This is a genomic window from Planctomycetota bacterium, from assembly GCA_018242585.1.
Lineage (GTDB): Bacteria > Planctomycetota > Planctomycetia > Pirellulales > PNKZ01 > JAFEBQ01.
Genome location: JAFEBQ010000008.1, coordinates 76,768 through 95,431 on the forward strand (window position 1 = coordinate 76,768; position 18,664 = coordinate 95,431).

Annotated in this window: 10 protein-coding genes and 1 pseudogene; 5 read left to right on the top strand and 6 right to left on the bottom strand. The window is 63.5% G+C overall.

The genetic code is table 11. The annotated features are described in order from the left end of the window. Positions 1-181 precede the first annotated feature (181 nt). The 3 genes from JSS27_04200 to JSS27_04210 all read right to left on the bottom strand — a co-directional run bounded on the left by JSS27_04200 (position 182) and on the right by JSS27_04210 (position 7,540). On the bottom strand, positions 182-1,675 hold the full coding sequence (locus tag JSS27_04200) for a glutamate synthase subunit beta (GenBank protein ID MBS0208136.1): 1,494 nt from the start codon (positions 1,673-1,675) through the stop codon (positions 182-184). Next, positions 1,668-6,314 (bottom strand): glutamate synthase large subunit, encoded by a 4,647-nt coding sequence (gene gltB, locus JSS27_04205; GenBank protein MBS0208137.1) that lies wholly within the window; start codon positions 6,312-6,314, stop codon positions 1,668-1,670. The genes JSS27_04200 and gltB overlap by 8 nt, the downstream gene beginning before the upstream one ends. A 158-nt stretch (positions 6,315-6,472) precedes the next feature. Then, positions 6,473-7,540, bottom strand: coding sequence for a LysR family transcriptional regulator (locus JSS27_04210; GenBank protein MBS0208138.1), 1,068 nt, complete (start codon positions 7,538-7,540; stop codon positions 6,473-6,475). Positions 7,541-8,018: 478 nt separating this feature from the next. Here JSS27_04210 and JSS27_04215 point away from each other — a divergent pair, with 478 nt between their 5' ends. Continuing rightward, positions 8,019-9,782 (top strand): glycosyltransferase family 39 protein, encoded by a 1,764-nt coding sequence (locus JSS27_04215; protein ID MBS0208139.1) that lies wholly within the window; start codon positions 8,019-8,021, stop codon positions 9,780-9,782. 65 nt (positions 9,783-9,847) lie between these two features. Here JSS27_04215 and JSS27_04220 read toward each other — a convergent pair whose 3' ends face one another. Together JSS27_04220 and JSS27_04225 are read right to left on the bottom strand one after the other, a co-directional pair. Continuing rightward, the gene (locus JSS27_04220) at positions 9,848-10,741 is read right to left on the bottom strand and encodes an FkbM family methyltransferase (GenBank protein MBS0208140.1); all 894 of its coding nucleotides are present in this window, start codon (positions 10,739-10,741) and stop codon (positions 9,848-9,850) included. 535 nt (positions 10,742-11,276) lie between these two features. Continuing rightward, positions 11,277-11,879, bottom strand: a pseudogene (locus JSS27_04225) (peptidylprolyl isomerase). A gap of 591 nt (positions 11,880-12,470) precedes the next feature. Between JSS27_04225 and JSS27_04230 the strand changes: the two are divergent. From JSS27_04230 to JSS27_04245, 4 genes are all read left to right on the top strand, one after another. Continuing rightward, positions 12,471-13,133: an RsmD family RNA methyltransferase gene (locus JSS27_04230; GenBank protein MBS0208141.1), complete on the top strand. Its 663-nt coding sequence runs from the start codon at positions 12,471-12,473 to the stop codon at positions 13,131-13,133. Between the two features lie 47 nt (positions 13,134-13,180). Next, positions 13,181-13,555 (top strand): cupin domain-containing protein, encoded by a 375-nt coding sequence (locus tag JSS27_04235; GenBank protein MBS0208142.1) that lies wholly within the window; start codon positions 13,181-13,183, stop codon positions 13,553-13,555. Positions 13,556-13,721: 166 nt separating this feature from the next. Further along, positions 13,722-16,394, top strand: coding sequence for a hypothetical protein (locus JSS27_04240; protein ID MBS0208143.1), 2,673 nt, complete (start codon positions 13,722-13,724; stop codon positions 16,392-16,394). A gap of 13 nt (positions 16,395-16,407) precedes the next feature. Beyond that, on the top strand, positions 16,408-17,076 hold the full coding sequence (locus JSS27_04245) for a VTT domain-containing protein (GenBank protein MBS0208144.1): 669 nt from the start codon (positions 16,408-16,410) through the stop codon (positions 17,074-17,076). 173 nt (positions 17,077-17,249) lie between these two features. Here JSS27_04245 and JSS27_04250 read toward each other — a convergent pair whose 3' ends face one another. Then, entirely contained in the window at positions 17,250-18,539 is a 1,290-nt protein-coding gene (locus JSS27_04250; GenBank protein MBS0208145.1) for a DUF1501 domain-containing protein, read from the bottom strand. Positions 18,540-18,664 lie beyond the last annotated feature (125 nt).

An 18,664-nucleotide genomic window follows, 5' to 3' on the forward strand; every position in this document is an offset into this window, starting at 1 on the left:
AACGCGAACAAGCGCGCCGCGTACACTTCGAAGCCGAACGTGGCATGGCGTGACGAATCCTTACGGGGCATCCAATCGAGCGATCTTCTAGAGCAAAGTTCTGCCACGCTTCCAAGCCGGCGGCTTCGCCGCCTTGGATCGGCGACTGAGTCGCCGGCTTGGCAGATGCGATGACGCCACTCTAGCGCCAGGCAAACTCGCCGGCCGCGGCGCTGGGCAGGTGCGTGACCCCCATCAGGTACTTGTCGACCGCTCGCGCGGCCTCGCGACCTTCGTGAATGGCCCACACCACCAGCGATTGTCCACGACGCATATCGCCGGCGGCGAACACGCCATCGACGTTGGTCATGTAGTGTGAGTTGCACTTGATGTTGCCGCGCGGGTCGAGTTCCAGGCCCAAATCGGCAATCGCCCCGCGCTTCTCGGGACCGACAAAGCCCATCGCCAGCAGCACCAGTTGGCAAGGCCACGACTTGACCGAGCCTGGCACCTCACGGAACTGCTGCTTGCCTGACTCGTCGGTGTACCATTCGATGATCGCGGTCACCAACTCGGCCACGTTGCCGTGGGCGTCGGCCTTGAACTCCTTGGTCAACACGCTGAAGTGCCGGTCGCACCCTTCTTCGTGCGACGAGCTGGTCCGCAACATCATCGTCCAGTACGGCCACGGCGAGTTGACCGGCCGATCGGCCGCGCGGGGGAAGTGACCCAAATCGGGGGGCTGGGGCAGCAACTCGAACTGGGTGACGCTCTTCGCCCGTTGCCGGTTCGACGTGCCGGTACAGTCGCTGCCGGTGTCGCCACCGCCGATGATGATTACGTCTTTGCCCGCGGCGCTGAGCGCCACGTTGGCGTCGATTTCGTCCCCTTGGTTCCGCTTGTTCTGTTGCGGCAGGAACTCCATCGCGAAGTGGACGCCCTTCAGGTTGCGGCCCGGAATCGGCAGATCGCGCGGCGCGGTCGAGCCGCCGCACAACAGCAGCGCGTCGTAATTGTTTTTCAGGTCGCTGGCCGCGACGTTCACGCCGACGTTCGAGTTGCAACGGAACTCGACCCCTTCGGCTTCCATCTGCTTGATGCGGCGCCAGACGCGCCCTTTGTCGAGTTTGAAATCGGGAATGCCGTACATCAGCAACCCACCCGGCCGATCCGAGCGCTCGAACACCGTGACCTGGTGTCCGGCGCGGTTCAGTTGTTGCGCCGCGGCCAGCCCTGCCGGGCCGCTGCCGACGATGGCGACTCGCTTGCCGGTTCGCGTCGCTGGCGGCTCGGGCTGGATCCAGCCCTCGTCAAAGCCGCGATCGGCAATCGACATTTCGATTTCCTTGATCGCGACCGGGTCTTCATTGATACCCAGCACGCAGGCCGCCTCGCACGGGGCGGGACAAACGCGGCCGGTGAACTCGGGAAAGTTGTTCGTCGCGTGCAGTCGTTCGAGCGCCGTCCGCCACTGGCCACGGAACACCAGATCGTTGAAGTCGGGGATGATGTTCCCCAACGGGCAACCGGTGTGACAAAACGGCACGCCACAGTCCATGCACCGGGCGCCTTGCTTGCGCAGCTCGGCCTCGGGCAGAACCTGCATGAACTCCTGGTAGTGCAACACGCGCTCGGCCGGCGGCTGGTTGCCGTGGTGAGCGCGAGTAAATTTCATAAAGCCACGAACATCACCCATGGACGGCTCCTTCGAGCGCAGCGGCCTTGGCCGCTTGCTCCTTTTTCATTTCCGCCAAAGCGCGCTTGTAATCGACCGGCATCACTTTGACAAACTTGTCTTTCAGTTGTTCCCAGTTGTCGAGCACGTACTGGCCGCGCGCGCTCTTGGTGTATTCCACGTGCCGGCCGATGAGCTTCAGCACGCGTTGGCGATCTTCCGGCTGGCTGAGGTCTTCGAGTTCGACCATTTCGCGATTGACCAAGGTCGGGAACTTGCCCGACTCGTTCAGCACGTAGGCGATGCCACCGCTCATGCCGGCCGCGAAGTTGCGACCTGTCTCACCCAGAATCACCGCCACGCCACCAGTCATGTATTCACAGCCGTGGTCGCCGACACCTTCGACCACCGCCTCGGCGCCGCTGTTGCGAACGCAGAACCGCTCGCCGGCCACGCCGCGGATGTAGACTTCGCCATCTGTCGCGCCGTACAGCACCACATTGCCGGCGATGATGTTGTCCTCGGCCAAGAACTTGGCATCGCGATCCGGGTAGATGATGACCTTGCCCCCGGACAGACCTTTGCCCAGGTAGTCGTTCACGTCCCCTTCCACGCGGCAGGTCACGCCATGAACGCCAAAGGCCATGATGCTCTGTCCCGCGGTACCGCGGAAGTTGAGCTGAATGGTGTCCTCGGGCAGTCCACGAGCGCCGTACCGCTTGGTGACTTCGCTAGACAAAATGGTGCCGACCGTGCGATTCACATTGCGAATCGGCAAGTCGAGCGTCACCGGCCGCGCGTCCTCGAGCGCCTCCGCGCACTTGGGCAACAGTACCTTGATGTCGAGCGATTCGTCGATGCCGTGATCTTGCGGCTGGCAGCAGTACGTTTTGACATAAGGCAGCGCCTCGGGCTTGTACAACAGCTTGGTCAGATCGAGCCCACGGGCCTTGTAATGGTCGATGGCCTTGCGGCTTTCGAGCATATCGACGCGGCCGACCATTTCATTGATCGTGCGGAAGCCGAGCTGCGCCATGATCTCGCGCAGCCCCTCGGCGACCAGGAAGAAGTAGTTGACCACGTGCTCGGGCTTGCCGGCGAACTTGGCCCGCAGCGCTGGATCCTGCGTAGCGATACCGACCGGGCAGGTGTTCAGATGACACTTGCGCATCATGATGCAACCAATCGTCACCAGCGCGCCGGTGGCGATGCCCCACTCTTCGGCCCCCAGGAGCGCGGCCACGGCCACATCGCGCGGCGTGCGCAACAAACCGTCGGTCTGCACGACGATCCGGCTGCGCAGGTCGTTGCGCACGAGCACCTGGTGCGTCTCGGCCACGCCCAGTTCCCAGGGAATGCCCGCGTGCTTGATCGAGGTTTGCGGGCTAGCCCCGGTGCCACCTTCGTAGCCCGAGATCAGCACCACGTCGGCTTTGCCCTTCGACACGCCAGCCGCGACGGTGCCCACGCCGTATTCCGACACCAGCTTGACGCTGATTCGCGCGTGACGATTCGAGTTCTTCAAATCGTGGATCAATTGGGCCAGGTCTTCGATCGAGTAAATGTCGTGGTGGGGCGGCGGCGAGATCAGGCCCACGCCCGGCGTACTGTGACGCACGCGCGCGATTTCCTTGTCGACCTTGGCGCCCGGCAACTGGCCACCTTCGCCCGGCTTGGCCCCTTGGGCCATCTTGATCTGCAGCTCCTGAGCGCTGACCAGGTATTCGCTGGTCACGCCAAAGCGACCGCTGGCCACTTGCTTGATGGCGCTGTTCTTGCTGTCACCGTTGGTGAGCGGAATGTAACGGGCTTCGTCCTCGCCACCTTCGCCGGTGTTGCTCTTGCCACCCAGCCGATTCATGGCAACGGCCAGCGTCTCGTGGGCTTCCTTCGAGATCGAGCCGTATGACATCGCCCCGGTGGCGAATCGCTTGACGATCTCCTTGGCCGGTTCGACTTCATCCAACGGCACCGGATGGGCCGACTTCTTGAAGTCCAACAGCCCGCGCAGGGTCAGCAACTGACGCTCTTGCTTGTCGATCAGCTCGCAGAACTTCTTGAACTCCTCGCGGCTGTTCAAGCGGGTCGAGTGTTGCAGCTTGGCCACGACCTCGGGGTTCATGATGTGGGCTTCGCCCTTGCGGCGCCAGGCATACTGTCCACCGACGTCCAAGTCGAGCACACTGGGGATCCGATTGCGCGGCCAGGCCCATTCGTGCCAGCGCAGCGCCTCGGCCGCCACGGTCTCGACGCCAATGCCTTCGATGCGCGTGGCGGTCCAGGTGAAATATTCGTCGACCAAGGCCTGGTTCAAGCCAACTGCTTCGAAGATCTGCGCGCCGCGGTAGCTTTGCTGGGTCGAGATGCCCATCTTGGACATGATCTTCAGCAAGCCCTTGTTGACGGCCTTGATGTAGTTCTTCTCGAGTTTCTCGACCGTGAGCTTGTCGTCGAAATAGTTCTGGGCCTTCATCTCGGCCAAGGTGCAGAACGCCAGGTAAGGATTCACCGCGCCGGCGCCGTAACCGGTCAGCAAGGCGAAATGGTGTACTTCGCGCGGCTCGCCACTTTCGACAATCAGGCCACAGTGCGTACGCGAGGCTTCACGAATCAGATGATGATGCACGCCGCTGGTGGCCAGTAGCGCCGGAATCGGCACCCAATGCTCGTCGACGCCGCGATCGGACAGAATAAGCAACGTCACGCCGTCGGCGATCGCCTGCGAGGCTTCGGCCCGCAGGGCGTCCAATCGGCGGCGCATGCCGTCGGCCCCTTCGCCGCGGCGGAACAGGGTCGACAACGTCCGCGACTTGAAGCCTGGGCGGTCGAGCGTCTTGATCTTGCGCAGCTCGGCATTGGTGATGATCGGCGTGTCCAACCGCAACAGCCGGCATTGCTGGGCCGACTCGTCGAGCAGGTTCCCCTCCGAGCCAATCGTGGTGATCAGCGAGGTCACGATCTCTTCGCGAATCGCATCCAGCGGCGGATTGGTGACCTGGGCGAACAATTGCTTGAAGTAGCTGTACAACGGCTGCGGCCGATCGCTCAGCACCGCCAGCGGCGTATCGTTCCCCATCGAGCCGATCGGCTCGGCGCCGTCGCTGGCCATGGGAACGAGGATCACGCGCAAGTCTTCCAGCGTGTAACCGAACGCGCGCTGCAGCGGTAACAGTTCGTCGGCCGTCGGCAGGGCGTACACGTGGCCGTTGTCGTGCGCGCTATGGTCGTGCGCGCCGGCGCGCTCGTGACCGTTCGCGTGACCATTGGTCGCCACGGCCGGCGGCTCGGGCAGGTCGGACAGCTTCAACTGGTGTTCATTGAGCCACTGGCGATACGGGTGCCGCACCGCCAACTCGTTCTTGATCTCGTCGTCTCGGACGATCCGCCCCTTGGTCGTGTCGACCAGGAACATGCGCCCGGGGCGCAGGCGGCCCTTGCTCTTGATCTGGCTGGCCGGAATCTCGAGCACGCCAGCTTCCGACGCCATGATCACCAGACCGTCGGTCGTTTCCCAATAGCGGCTGGGACGCAGGCCGTTGCGGTCGAGCGTGGCGCCGATGACCGTGCCGTCGGTAAAGGCGATCGAAGCCGGCCCGTCCCAGGGCTCCATCAAGCAGGCGTTGTATTCGTAGTAGGCCTTCTTCTCGTCCGACATCGTCTCGTGCCCGTCCCACGGTTCGGGGATGAGCATGCTGACGGCATGCGGCAGCGAGCGGCCGGTGAGAACCAGCAATTCAAGCACGTTGTCCAGCGTGGCCGAGTCGCTCGAATGGGGCGTGCAAATCTCGCCGATCTTGGCCAGGTCGGGCCCATAGACATCGCTGGCCAGCATGTGCTGCCGCGCGTGCATCCAATTGCGATTGCCGCGCAGCGTGTTGATTTCGCCGTTGTGGGCCAGGAAGCGGAACGGATGGGCCAGATCCCAGGTCGGGAAGGTGTTCGTGCTGTAACGCTGATGCACCAGCGCCAGGGCCGTCTGGTATCGATCGTCCAACAGGTCGGGAAAGAACTTGTCAACCTTGTCGGCCAGCATCAGGCCTTTGTAAATGATGACCTTCGACGACAGGCTGGGAACGTAGAAGAACTTCTTCTGCCGCAACATGCCGCGGTCGACGTCCAGTTCGAGCCGCTCGCGAATGACGAACAGCTTCCAATCGAACAAGTGGGACGGCGTCTTGGCGCCGCGCGCCACGAACGCCTGCATGATCATCGGCTCGACTTCCTTGCCCACGTAGCCGATATGGTCATTATTGATCGGCGGCTCGCGCCAACCGAGGAACTGCTGTCCTTCTTCGGCGGTCAGCTCTTCGAACCGGCGCATCACGTAGCGGCGTTCTTCTTCCTCGCGCGGCAAGAACAACAAGCCCGTTCCATATTCGCCCGGCGCAGGCAACGTAAAGCCGGCGTCCTTGGCGATTGCCGCGTAAAACTCGTGCGGAATCTGGGTCAGGATGCCCGAGCCATCGCCGGTCAGCGGGTCGCAACCGCATGCGCCGCGATGCACCAGGTTCTCCAGAATCTGCAACCCCGAGCGCACGATCGAGTGGCTTTTGCGGCCGTGCATGTCGACGATGAAGCCGACACCGCAGGCGTCCTTCTCCATGGCCGGGTCGTACAGGCTGCCGTCGCCGCCAGTGTGCTTCTTGAAAATCTCGCTCATCATCGCACCGTCGTCATTCTTAAAACTGTTCGTGGCCCGAGTCGTCGGCATCCGTGTGGGGGTCCGCACGATCGTGAGTGGGTCAGGCCGAACGCCTTGCTAAAAAGTGTGCCAATTCATGGCGCCGAGACCACCCGAGTCGTCGGCGTCAGCCTGAACTAACTCGAAGAACCGGCCGGTTCGAAGCGGTGTTTGCCGCCGCGCCGGCCTGGCTGACTGGCCGCCTGGGCCGCGTCAGCCTGGTCATGGTGACTGGCCCCTGCGGGAACCGGCGACTCGGCGGCAGGTTTACCATTGGGCGAGTCGCCCGCGGCCGAGCCGGCGTCGATTTCGCCGCCGACGTGCCCCCCTTCGCGCAGCAGCAACTCGATAAACCGCTCGGCCGTGCTCGACAATTCCTTGCCGCGGCGATGGATGATCCCCAACGGCCGCACCAGTTCGTCCGTGTCCAACGGCACCGCCACCAAGGTGCCAGCCTGGACTTCGCGCTGCACGGTCGGTTCGGGCAATAGCCCAATGCCAGCGTCGATTTCGATGGCCCGCTTGATGGTCTCGATGTTGTCGAATTCCATCACGACCTGGACTTCGACGCGATGCTGGTTCAACACCCGGTCGATTTCATTGCGAATGGTCAAGTCGCGGTCAAAGCCGATCATTCGTTCGCGGTCGAGTTGCCCCAGGCTGACGTGCTTGGCCCCGGCGAGTCGATGCCCTGGGGCGACGACGAGCACCATCGGCTCTTCGCGCCATTGAATCGCCTGCAACGTGCGTGAAGGCTTCGGATAGCTGATCAATCCCAGGTCGGCGACGTCGTCTTCAATGCTTTGATAGACGCGATTCGGGTGCAGGTATTCGAGCCGGACATTCGCCTTGGGATGCTGCGTGAGAAATTCCTGCAAGTACCGGTTCATGTGGTGCAGGCCGACCGAATAGATCGACGCCACGCGCACGCGCCCCACCACGTCCTGGTGCAAGGTGCGCACGCGGTCTTCGAGCGCGAAATATCGCTCGACGACCCCACGACACCCTTCGTAATACTCTTCTCCTTCCGGAGTGAGCACGAACGGGCGCTTCGATCGATCAATCAGCTTGACCCCCAAGCTTTGTTCAAGCTGGTGGACGACCTGACTGGCGCCGGATTGCGAGATGTCGTTTTCGTCGGCCGCGCGCGAAAAGCTGCGCTGCCGCACGACATCGCAAAAGATCTTCAAAGCTCGCAGTTGGATAGCCATGTCCGGAATGAGGATTTCAAATAGGAAGTCTGACTAATATTCGACTAAAGCATGACATGGTATTAGTAACTTTGTACCACGTCAAACGGAATTGGAGATTTCATAATGCAGACTCTAGGCAGCTTGCGGCGTAAAGCCCGCGGCAAATAGCGTAAATTCCTATCGAAAAAGGCTTTCTGACACCCCGCCATCCCTCGTTGGTGGCCCGGGATGCTAGCTGGCCCTTGGGGATAAGCTGTAGACCACCTGTCGAAGCCGCCCGTTTGCTTGCTAGCAAGTCAAATCCTCAGCTGGTTGTAAACCTGCTAGCAGCAAGGCGGAATTGACTCGTGCCAGCCGGTTCGCTTAAATACGCCCCCTTAGTCTCCCCCCACGAGAGGGCGCCCGGCAAGCGGGACGCAACCGTCGGTTGCCAATCGATGCGTTCAGCGGGGGAAGAGGACCGCCGTGATGGAACGCGGCGGAGCTGCTTATGGTGCTGAAGATCGCCTCGACATTGAACCTGGAACGGCTCACGCCTGCGCGCGAGTTACCGTACTTGCTAGGTGAGGCATCAGCGCCGGCCCCCTCCTGGTCGCGCGCGGAAATCGGCTGGGTCGCGTTGCTCGCGACTCTCGCGCTGGTGCTACGTTTGGCGCTGGCCACCAAGATCGACGTCGTTTGCGCCGACGGCATCTTATACATCCAGCTTGCCGAAGCCTGGGAGCAAGGGAATCGTGCTCCGGCCTTGATGACCCTGGGCTGGAACGTGTACCCGATGGTGCTGAGCTGGCTGCATCGTGCAGGCTTGGAATGGTCCCTGGCCGGCAAGGTGTGGGGCATTGCCACGGCGGTGACCGCGATCTTGCCGCTGTACTGCTGGTTGCGTTGGCAGTTCGATCGTCGCGTGGCGGCCGTGGCCGTGCTGTTGTACGCCACGCACCCCAAGCTGATTGAATGGTCCCCCGAATTGATGCGCGACTCCACGTTTTGGATGTTCGCCACGACCAGCGTCTATCTGGCTTGGCGCGCGGCGTGTACCGGGCGCGCGTGGAACTTTGCGTTGTTGGCCGGGGCGCTGTTCCTGGCGCAGCATACGCGATTTGAAGGCTGGTTCCTGTTCGCGCCGGCGCTGCTGTGGGTCGTCTATCGAGCGTGGGATGCGCCGGCCGCGCGCCGGGCCATGTTGCGCGGCATGGCAACCCTGTTCGCCGTGCAGGTCGCACTGTTCGTGCTGTTGAATAGCACCGTGCTGGCCGGACACTCGCAGTCGCGGTGGGTCGAATTCCAGCGGCTGGCCTACGTGCCGCATTTGTTCGATCATCTGCTTTACGGCAAACTGGCCGACCAGCCCACGGCCCAAGCCACCGCCGCGCCGACGTCAGCTAACGGGGCCACCCCTACCGTGCCGGCCACCGAACCAGCAACGCCCCTCGCTCCGCAACCGAACATCCTGGTCAAAGCCAGCCAACCGCTCGACTGGTCGCCGGAATCGCTGTCGTTCGGCAAATTGTCCTGGATTTTCGTTCACACCATGCGGCGGGGACTCGACGCGGCGTTTTCGCTGCTGATGTTCGCCGGGCTGTGGAAATGGCGACACATCTGGCTGCGCCGCGATAACCAGGCGCCGTGCGTGGCCGCGCTGCTGGTCACGGCCGGCGCGATCGTCCACCTGCACCGGGCCGGCGAGAGCAGCAGCCGGTACTCGCTGTTGATCGTGATTCTAGCCAGTCCCTTCGCGGCCTTGGCGCTGATGAGCCTGGCTGCCACGTTCGCACGCGCGGCCGATTACCTGGGCGGCAGCTTGCGCGGCGCGCGGCTGGCTTATTTTGGCACGATCGCCACGGTCCTCTGCTTTGGCTTCTGCTCGGCCATGCATGGCGACGATCTGGGTCGGCATCGCTCGGCCGAACTGGGGCGTTGGCTGAAACAGACACTTGGCAAGCAATATGTTCTGAACTGCGAAAGCGATACCATTGCACTGCATTACTCGGGCTGGCGATCGGAAAAGCTTCCACGGATGGAGAGCATCGACACCATTGGTCAGATTCTCCAACACACCGCCGCCAACTGCATCGCGATTACCCCGCGCCGGCTCAATCCTTCGGCGTTGAACGCCGTGATGCGTGCCGCGGAGCAGGCCGGTTTTCATCCGCTCGACGAGCACGATCGCCCGGCGGCGCTGCGCGACAACCCGATGGTCATCCTGATGCGTCAGCCGCTTACGGCCAAGCGGGTCGAGACTTCGCCTCGATAGCTTTCAACGAGCCCCACGGAACACCCTGCCGTCGGCTTGCATGAGGCGCATTCAGCACCGCACGCCTACGCGGCCAGCCGGCCGAGATTGGCGCGCGAGCCTGGCACGCAGAGCACGTTCTGAAACCGGCCCAGGCTAGCCGCCGTCAACGTCGAAAGGCGGCCGCCGCGCTTGATCTTCTGGAACCGATAGCCCAACGGCTCGAGCAGTTCGAGAATCTCGCGCGCCTGATAGCCAGCCATTTCGCACGTGCCGGCTTGCACCTCAATGATCAGCCAGGGCCGGTACGTTTCGAGCGTCCGTCGCGATCCCTGCAGCGCCGAAAGCTCGGCGCCTTCAATGTCCAGCTTGATCATGTCGACGCGCGACAGTCCGCGCCGGGCGACAAACTCGTCGATGGTCGTCAATTGAACCTGCTGGGATGACTCTTCGGTTTCGCAATGCTTGAACAACGAGCCGGTCCCCAGATTCTTTTCGCCGACCGTATCGCTCGTCGTGTCGGCGTACATCGCGGCCACGCCACTCCGCGCCGCCAAGCCCAGGGGCACCGCTTCGATCGGCAAGCCTGGATTGAGGGCCAGATTCTCGCGCAGCAACCCCAGGATTTCGTGCATGGGCTCGAAGGCAAAGACCTGCCCCTTGCGTCCCACGCGTTTGCCCAGAGCCAAGGACACTTCGCCGATGTTGGCGCCCACGTCGAGCGCCAACATGCCCGGCTTGAGAAGTTGGTCGAACACTGGCAGCATGTGCCGGTTGTAGCCGCCATACCAGAAGATATCGCCGCCAATATGATCGTTGATGGCTACCTTCATCTTTAGGTTGCCATCGACATCGGTCAGCGTGACGAGCTCGTCCTGGCGCCGATACAGTCCGCGCAGCCGCGCCGCCAGCGATCGTGTGAGCGGAATGTCACGCAAACGACGGGTCAAGAATCGCAAGATCGAGCGAGCGGCTGGCATCTTTAGTCACCCCAGGCATTCGGAAGCAAGCGCCGCGCAAGTCGGTGCCGCCATGGCGCAGAGCGTCTCTGCGATCGACACGCAGAATAGCCGAAACGGCGAACACCGCATGAGGCCACTTTGATGCGGCGCGAGCCCCGCGGCCGCTAGCATTGCTGGCGGCTGGTGACCCAAAGATCTCGTCAATCGCGCGGGTGTCGTTCGCGAAAGCGCCAACTCCGGCCCAAGCCAAACGCCGTGACGGTCCAGACTAGGGCTGCTTGGGCGCTACGGCCGCCGGCTTGGTTTCGGCCGGCTTCGTCTCCGCCGGCTTGTCACCGGCAGCCTTGGGCGTGTCGGGCGTCTTTGCCGCCTCGGGGGCCTTACTTGCTTCGGGCTTTTTGGTCTCGGCGGCCGGCCGCGACGGATCGGAGGTCTTGGTTGGCTCGTAAGGATGGCTCCGTTTGCGCAGCACCTTGGCGCTGACGATCTTGTCGGGCGCGGGCAGTTTGGCGTTGGGCGTGTGCGGGCTCGGTTCGCGCCGCGTCAGTTGCGACACCACGTCCATCCCTTCGACGACACGGCCAAACGCGGTGTGCAGACCATCGAGCGGCTTGGTGCGCGTGAAGGTGATAAAGAACTGCGAGCCGCCGGTGTCTTTGCCGGCGTGGGCCATGCTGAGCGTGCCGCGATAGTGCGGCCGGCGGTCGGGACGGCCGGTCTCGCACAGAATCTGGTAGCCCGGCCCACCGGTTCCGTCCCCCTTGGGATCGCCGCCTTGCGCCACAAAACCGCCGATCACCCGATGGAACGAAAGGCCGTTATAAAAGCCCTTGTCGACCAGCGCGATAAAGTTACCGACGGTCTGCGGCGCCTGATCCTCGTACAACTCAATCACCACGCGACCTTTGCTAGTGATCAATTCGACGCGCGGCAACGTGTCGGTCTTGGCTTCCAGGTCGCGCAGTCCGCGCTCGACTTCCCATTGCTTCTTGGCGGCTGGAATGTCGACCAACAAATCGCGATCCGAGCTGTCGAGCAAGCCCGACGCTTCCGACACCTTGAGATAACGCTCGGCCAGATCAAAGTCCGCCAGGTGATAAGCCGCCGTGCCCGCCAGGGTGTACAGCCGCGGGTTCGGCGACTTGACGTCGATCATCGCCTGGGCCGCGGTCAGGGCGCGCTCGTAGCGGTCGTTCTTCAAGTAACGCACCGCCAGCGACGTGAGGTAATCGCCCGCCTCGACGTTTTCTCCCTTGGTCTCGCGAAACACTTCGGTGGCCGACGCGAGAATCTTGGTGTCAAGCTCGTCGGCCTGGCGAACCGTATCGTCGAACTTCTTGCGAATCGGCGCGCGATCAGCCGGCGGCGTGCTCTTGTAGTCGATTTGCAGTTGCCCAAGCTGCTGCTTCAGCTTTTGCCATTGGGCAATTAGCTCTTCGAGTTGCTTCTCGTGGGCCGATTTTTCCTTCGGCGCGGGTGCCGCAGCAGGGACGGCGGCGGGCGCTGCCGGAACCGCAGCAGGAGCGACGACCGGAGGTGTCGCGGGCTTGGCCGCCGGCTCGTCGGCCCGGGCAGCCAGCGCCACGAACATCAGGCTGGCCAGCAAAACAGTGATCCTGGGGAACATTATTCGCTCCTTCGTTATGTTAAGATGGCCGCTTCGCAAGTCGGCCGCTGCTATTGAATTGAAACTGATTCTCTATCAACCCCACTGGTCGACGCCCATCGCCAGTCAGCTAAAACACCCATGAAACGATCGCGTCCAACCTCGCCCACGTCGCGCCGCTCGCCAGCGAAAGGTGACGACAGCCCCAACGTCGACAGCCCGCCGCGGATTATCGGCGGCGAACTGCGTGGGAAGCGTCTCTGTTATAGCGGAGATTTGCGGACGCGCCCCATGAAAGATCGGGTCCGCGAAGCGGTTTTTAACCTTCTCGGCCTAACTGTCAAGGGTCGGCACGCCTTGGACTTGTTCGCGGGCACCGGCGCCTTGGGCTTCGAGGCCCTGAGTCGCGGCGCGGCACGCGCCACCTTTTTCGAGCAGCACTTTCCCACGGCCGATTTGATCGGCCGCTCGGCCGAGGCGCTGGGCGTGCTGGCACAGTGCCAGGTGCTGCCAGCCAACACGTTCATCCAGTTCCGCCGAGCCGAGCCGATTCCCAACATCACCGACCCTGCCCAGCCCTGGGTGGTATTCGTGTCGCCACCGTATGCGTTCTACGTCGAACGCGAAGCCGAGATGCTCACCTTGCTGAACACCGTGATCGAACGCGCGCCGCCAGGATCGATGGTGGTGGTCGAGGCGGACAAGCAGTTCGATTTCGCCAAGCTGCCCGACGCCGACCACTGGAACATACGCGACTATTCGCCAGCGATTGTCGGCCTGTGGCCAGCCAAAACGCGCGAATGAAATAGCGACTTCGTAAAGCCCTTGATTGACCGTGAAGCGAGGCTTCCATGGACATCCGCCAGCTCGACGCCGTGCCGGCCTTTACCACCAAGGACGGCTCGGAAATCCGCGAATTGCTGGCCTATCGCAACTCGTGCATCGCCAAGCAGAGCCTGGCCGAAGCCCGGGTGCCGCCAGGGGGGACCACCACGTTGCACTACCACCCGGTGACCGAGGAGATCTATTACATCCTCGCTGGCGAGGGGCAGATGCGCCTGGCCGACGAGCTGCGCACGGTGGGGCCCGGCGATGCCATCGCCATTCCGCCGGGCATGATTCATCAGATATCCAACACCGGCGACGAGACGCTCGCGCTGCTCTGCTGCTGCGTGCCGGCCTACGAGCACCACGACACCGTGTTGGTCGACGCATCGAACGGCTAGCGTTGGCATGCTAGCAACGCTGTGCTGTGCTAGCACGTTTTTGTCGACGGCGCTACTTCTTTCGCAGCCGTTCTTCTTTACCCAGGCGGCCCGGCTGGTCGATAGATCACGAGTACCTCTCGTTCCCGGCCGCATCTTTTCTCGACGGTCAGTCGAGAAACAAATTATGAGCCGTGATCGCGCGCCAGCACTACCTTGGTTACCCATCGTCGGATTGGGGGCGCTCTTCTTGAGCGCCTTGGCCAATCGCGACCCCGGTGTCCTTACGCGCCGTGAGTCCGCGACCGGCGCCCTCGCGCCCAAAGTATCTACCGCGGCGGTCAAGACCGCGATTGCCGCGCGGGGACGACCGGCGAACGCCGAAGCTCTGGTGACGCGCGAAACCAGCCAGGTCGTCGTCGAGGCAATCGTACTTGCGCCCGAGCCGAAGATCACTGGGCCAATTAACACGGCGCCGATGATTGCTCCGCCGCCGGCCGACGCCGCGCCGATCGTCGATCCGTTCCTGATCGGCATGATCGAGCCTGCCACGACTGCGCCGGCCGTTGCGGCATCCCCGGCGGTGGTGAGCCTGGCGTCGCAGGACGTGCTGTCACCGATCGAGCCGCCGACCCCAGCCCAGACAGTAACACCAGCGATTGCGCCAACCGAACCGTCGCCACCCGCTGTCGAACCACAGGGAGAAGTGAAGCTCGCCCTGGTGCCGGCCCGGACGCCCAATGCCATGCCCGCGCCGGAAGCGGCCAAGAAAGAAACGACCAGCCCCCAGCGTCCCGGTGCGCCGGCGCTGACGGCCGCGCCGATTCACACTGGCTGGTGGCCCGTGCCGACCGAGCTAATCGAGCACCTGGATCGGCTCGACACCTACCCCGAGTGCCGCGCCTGGTCCGAGCAAGTTCGCCGCCGCGTCAACGCCCTGGTGGCCACCAACGATCCCCACGCCCTGCAAGTGAACGAGTTGCTCGACGAGTTGGAAGAGCTGGCCGGGCAACTGAACGTGATTCTTCCCCAGATGCCCGAGCAGCCTGGCACGGTGGCGCTGCGCCGCGGTGGCGTGGCGCTGATGCGCCGGCTCGACGTCTGGCAACAGATCCCGCACCTGGCCGCGGCCAGCAAGATCGAAACGGCGGCCGCCCCCGAAAGTCTGGAAGAGTTCGCGATCGCGCTCAACGAGATCGAAAAGCTGCCCGACGACGCCATCGGCGGCAGCGAGGTCCGCAATCAATTGCTGCTGGGCCGGCTGCGCGAGCTGACCCAGCGTCCGAACCGCGACGAACCTGCCCGGCATCGCGTGGCGGCGACCGTGCTCAGTCGGCTCGATCGGTTGGGTGTTTCGTCGCGGACCATGCCGAACGACGGCAAGCGGCACCCGTTGATCGCGCTGCACGCCGGCCTGCGTCACTGGGTCAATCGCCCCGTCGACACCCAACAGATGCTCAACCATCTCGAGGAGTTCGAGCGATCGGGCTTGCCCAGCGATGCTCGCGTGGTGGCCGACGACTATCACCGGTTGTGCTGGGCCAGCGGCGCCAGCGAGCAACAGTTGGCCACGGCCATGGCCACGCACTATCGCAACGCCAATCTGCGAATTTCGATTTCGGCCGATCTGCTGAACCGGATGATCATTCCCCAGGCGCCGCGAGAGCAGCGTTTGAACGAAGTGGTGCTGGGCCGTCCCACGACCGGCCACAGCACGACCTGGACCGATGTCAAAGTCCGGCTGGTGCCCGACCTGCAACGCGTGCGAATGAACTTCGAGGCTCACGGTCGGATTTCGGCCGACACGGTGACCAAGGCCACCATGGTCCGCGTCCATAGCCACAGCGACTCGATGTTCAAGGCCACCAAGGAACTGCAGATCGACCACGACGGGATGCGGACCTTGCCCACGCAGACCTCGGCCGAAACCTATCCTCAGTTTCAAGGGGCCGAGACCGACGTCGACGCGGTGCCGCTATTCGGGCCGCTGCTGCAAACCCTGGCTGAGTCACAATTCGATAGCCAGCAAGCCAAGGTCCGCGGCGAATCGGCTCGCAAGATCGCCCGCCGCGTGTGCGATGAAATGGACACCGAACTGGCAACCCGCGTCGACCGGCTGACCGGGGCGGTGCGGGCCAGCATGCTCGATTCGCTGCACCAATTGGAGTTGAGCCCCGAACTGATCGACGCCCAGACCAGCGCCGACCGAATTGCGATGCGCGTCCGAGTGTCGGGCGATCATCAACTGGCCGGTCATGGTCCGCGTCCCCGCGCGCCGGGGGACAGTCTGGCCAGCGTGCAGATTCACCAGTCGCTGTTGAACAACATCTGCGACCAGTTGCACTGGGAAGGCAAGACGTACAGTCTGCCCGAGCTGCGCGCCGACATCACCAAGCGATTCGGCAAGCGATTCAACGTGGTCTCGGCCGACGAGCACCAAGAGCTGCAAATCACCTTCGCCCAGGAAGACCCGGTGCGGATTCAATGCCGCGACGGGATCATCGAGTTCAGCATGGCCATCGACCGGCTCAAGCTGCACAAGGATTCGTGGCGCAACTTCGTGGTCAAGGTTCGCTATCAGCCCGACTTGTCCGGGGACCAAGGTCGCCTGGAACGAGAAGGCACGATACAATTGGTCGGCCAGGGGCTGGGGCCGCGGGCGCAGATCACCTTGCGCACGATCTTCAGCAAGGCCTTCTCGCCGGCCAAGCAGGTGCCGATACTGCCGGCGGCGTTTGCCGAGCGACCAGGTCTGGCCGACTTGCGCGTGACGCAATTCGAGATTCGCGACGAATGGATCGGGCTGGCCTTGAACACACCCGAGCGAATCGCCCAGCGCAACCAGTTTCAGCTCAAGTAAGCGAAATCAGCGCATGACTGTTCACGGCCCACTGCTACGCTGGACCGTGACGATCGTTGTGGTGCTGCTGATCCCCATCGTCCCGCTCATCGGACTGGGGCACGCCTTTGAAGACCAGATCACCGACTGGGTGACCGAGACCGTCTCGCCGCCGGCGTTCGCCGGGCTGCTTATTGGCACGCTGGTGGCCGATGTGTTCCTGCCGGTGCCGTCGAGCGTGGTCTGCACGCTGGCCGGAGCGAGGCTCGGCTTTTGGACCGGCGCGGGGGCGGCCTGGCTGGGAATGAACCTAGGCTCGCTGGGAAGTTTTCTGTTGGCCCGTTGGCTGGGGCGCAAGATCGTGCGGCGCTGGACCTCGGCCGACGATCTGGCGCGGATGGAAGAGCTGGTCCACCGGCGCGGCGCATTGGTGATCGTGCTGACGCGCGGCTTGCCGGTGCTGTCCGAAGCGGCGGTGCTGTTGTTGGGGTCGATGCACCTGGCCTGGCGGACGTTTCTGCCGGCGGTGCTGCTGAGCAACCTGGGGCTGGCGTCGGCTTACGCCCTGCTGGGCTGGCTGGCCTATGAGGAACATCAACTACCGGCCGCGATCGCGGCATCGATCGCCTTGCCGCTGTTGGCGACGTGGCTGATGCGCCAGCGGTGGAAGGCTTCGCGCGTGAATCAGTCCCTCGACGCCTAACCAAATCCCACGGCGTGAAGCAACCCTTCTCCCGCCGGGAGAAGGTGGCCGAAGGCCGGATGAGGGTCAACTCCCCAGGCTGTACACATGACCAGATCGACGCGGAACCCTCACCCGGCGGCTTGCGCCGCCACCCTCTCCCGGAGGGAGAGGGGTTCGATGCGAGGCTCGCTCTACGCGAACAACTCTCTGATCACGCGCCCGCTGTTGGCGATTTTCATCGGGCGGTTGTTCTTGCTGGTGAAGGTCGTTTCCAGCGAGATGCCCAGCGACTTCAGGACCGAGGCCATCAGGTCTTGCGACGTGTAAGGATCGCCCTCGACCGCGGTGCCATCGACGTTGGTCTTGCCAACCACTTCGCCGCTGCGGAAGCCGCCGCCGCCGACCACGACGCTCCAACTACGGGCCCAGTGGTCGCGACCGCCGCGGCCGTTGATGCGCGGCGTGCGGCCGAAGTCGCCCATCCAAATGACGACGGTGTCTTTCCACATGCCACGCTGGTTCAGGTCTTCGACCAGGGCGCTCATCGCCTGGTCCATCACCGGCAACCGGTCCTTCAGCTTGGAGAAGACGTCTTGGTGATCGTCCCAGCCGCCGAAATCAACTTCGACGAACGGGACACCCGCTTCGACCAGCCGGCGCGCCATCAAACAGCCCTTGCCAAAGGCGGCGTTGCGACGATTGCCGCCGCCACCTCCGCCGCCCCCGCTTCCCCCAGCGCCGTAGCGTTCCAGCACGGCCGCCGGTTCGCTGTTCACCTTGAAGGCCGAAAGCTGCTGGCTCGTCATCAGGTTGACCGTGCTTTGCAGCACTTTGCCGTGCTCGACGGCGGCCTCGCCACGATCCTGGCCGGCGAACGAGCGTTCAAGCGTGCCGAGGGCCTGCATCCGCTGGGTCAGGCGGCCCGTGTCGAGCGAAGTTTTCAAGTTCCGCACGTCGCCGTTGCTGTCGACCACCAACGGCGCGAAGCTCATTCCCAAAAAGCCGGGGCCAATGCTCGCGCCGCCAATCGAGATGAACGGCGGCACGTCGAGCGAGCCGGCGTGGCCAGCCAACTCGTGGGCGATGACGGCGCCGTAACTGGGATGCTCGATGTTCGGGTTCGGCACGTAGCCGGTGTGCATGTAATAGCGCCCCCGCTGGTGATCGGCCTCGCGGGTGCTCATCGAGCGGACAATCGACAGATGGTGCATCTGCTTGGCCAGCAGCGGCAGATGCTCGGAAATCTGTCCGCCGCCCGACGTGCTGATGGGCTTGAACTGGCCGCCGGTCGGCTGGCCGGGCTTCAAGTCCCAGATGTCGATCGTGGCCGGACCACCTTCCATGAACAGCAGGATGGCGGCCTTGTGATGGCGGCGCATGTCGGCCGCGCCGGCGCGCAGGGCGTCGATGAACCAATGGGCCACCGGGGCGGTCAACATGGTGGCCGTCGACAGGTGCGACATGAAGTGCCGGCGCGACATCCCCTCGGGCGTGCGAAGCTCAGTCATTGAATTGCTCCCTTCTCCTCAGTTCTCCCTCGTCCTGCGCGGGCGAGGGTCGGGGCGAGCGGGCGAAGCTTGTTGCCGCTTCGACCCCTCACCCGGTT

Bases quoted from the DNA above. Each gene is read 5' to 3' on its own strand.
- JSS27_04235 (MBS0208142.1), top strand. From the start codon at position 13,181: ATGGACATCCGCCAGCTCGACGCCGTGCCGGCCTTTACCACCAAGGAC.
- JSS27_04220 (MBS0208140.1), bottom strand. From the start codon at position 10,741: ATGCCAGCCGCTCGCTCGATCTTGCGATTCTTGACCCGTCGTTTGCGT.
- JSS27_04215 (MBS0208139.1), top strand. From the start codon at position 8,019: ATGGTGCTGAAGATCGCCTCGACATTGAACCTGGAACGGCTCACGCCT.
- JSS27_04250 (MBS0208145.1), bottom strand. From the start codon at position 18,539: ATGTCGCGCCGGCACTTCATGTCGCACCTGTCGACGGCCACCATGTTG.
- JSS27_04200 (MBS0208136.1), bottom strand. From the start codon at position 1,675: ATGGGTGATGTTCGTGGCTTTATGAAATTTACTCGCGCTCACCACGGC.
- gltB (MBS0208137.1), bottom strand. From the start codon at position 6,314: ATGAGCGAGATTTTCAAGAAGCACACTGGCGGCGACGGCAGCCTGTAC.
- JSS27_04240 (MBS0208143.1), top strand. From the start codon at position 13,722: ATGAGCCGTGATCGCGCGCCAGCACTACCTTGGTTACCCATCGTCGGA.
- JSS27_04245 (MBS0208144.1), top strand. From the start codon at position 16,408: ATGACTGTTCACGGCCCACTGCTACGCTGGACCGTGACGATCGTTGTG.
- JSS27_04230 (MBS0208141.1), top strand. From the start codon at position 12,471: ATGAAACGATCGCGTCCAACCTCGCCCACGTCGCGCCGCTCGCCAGCG.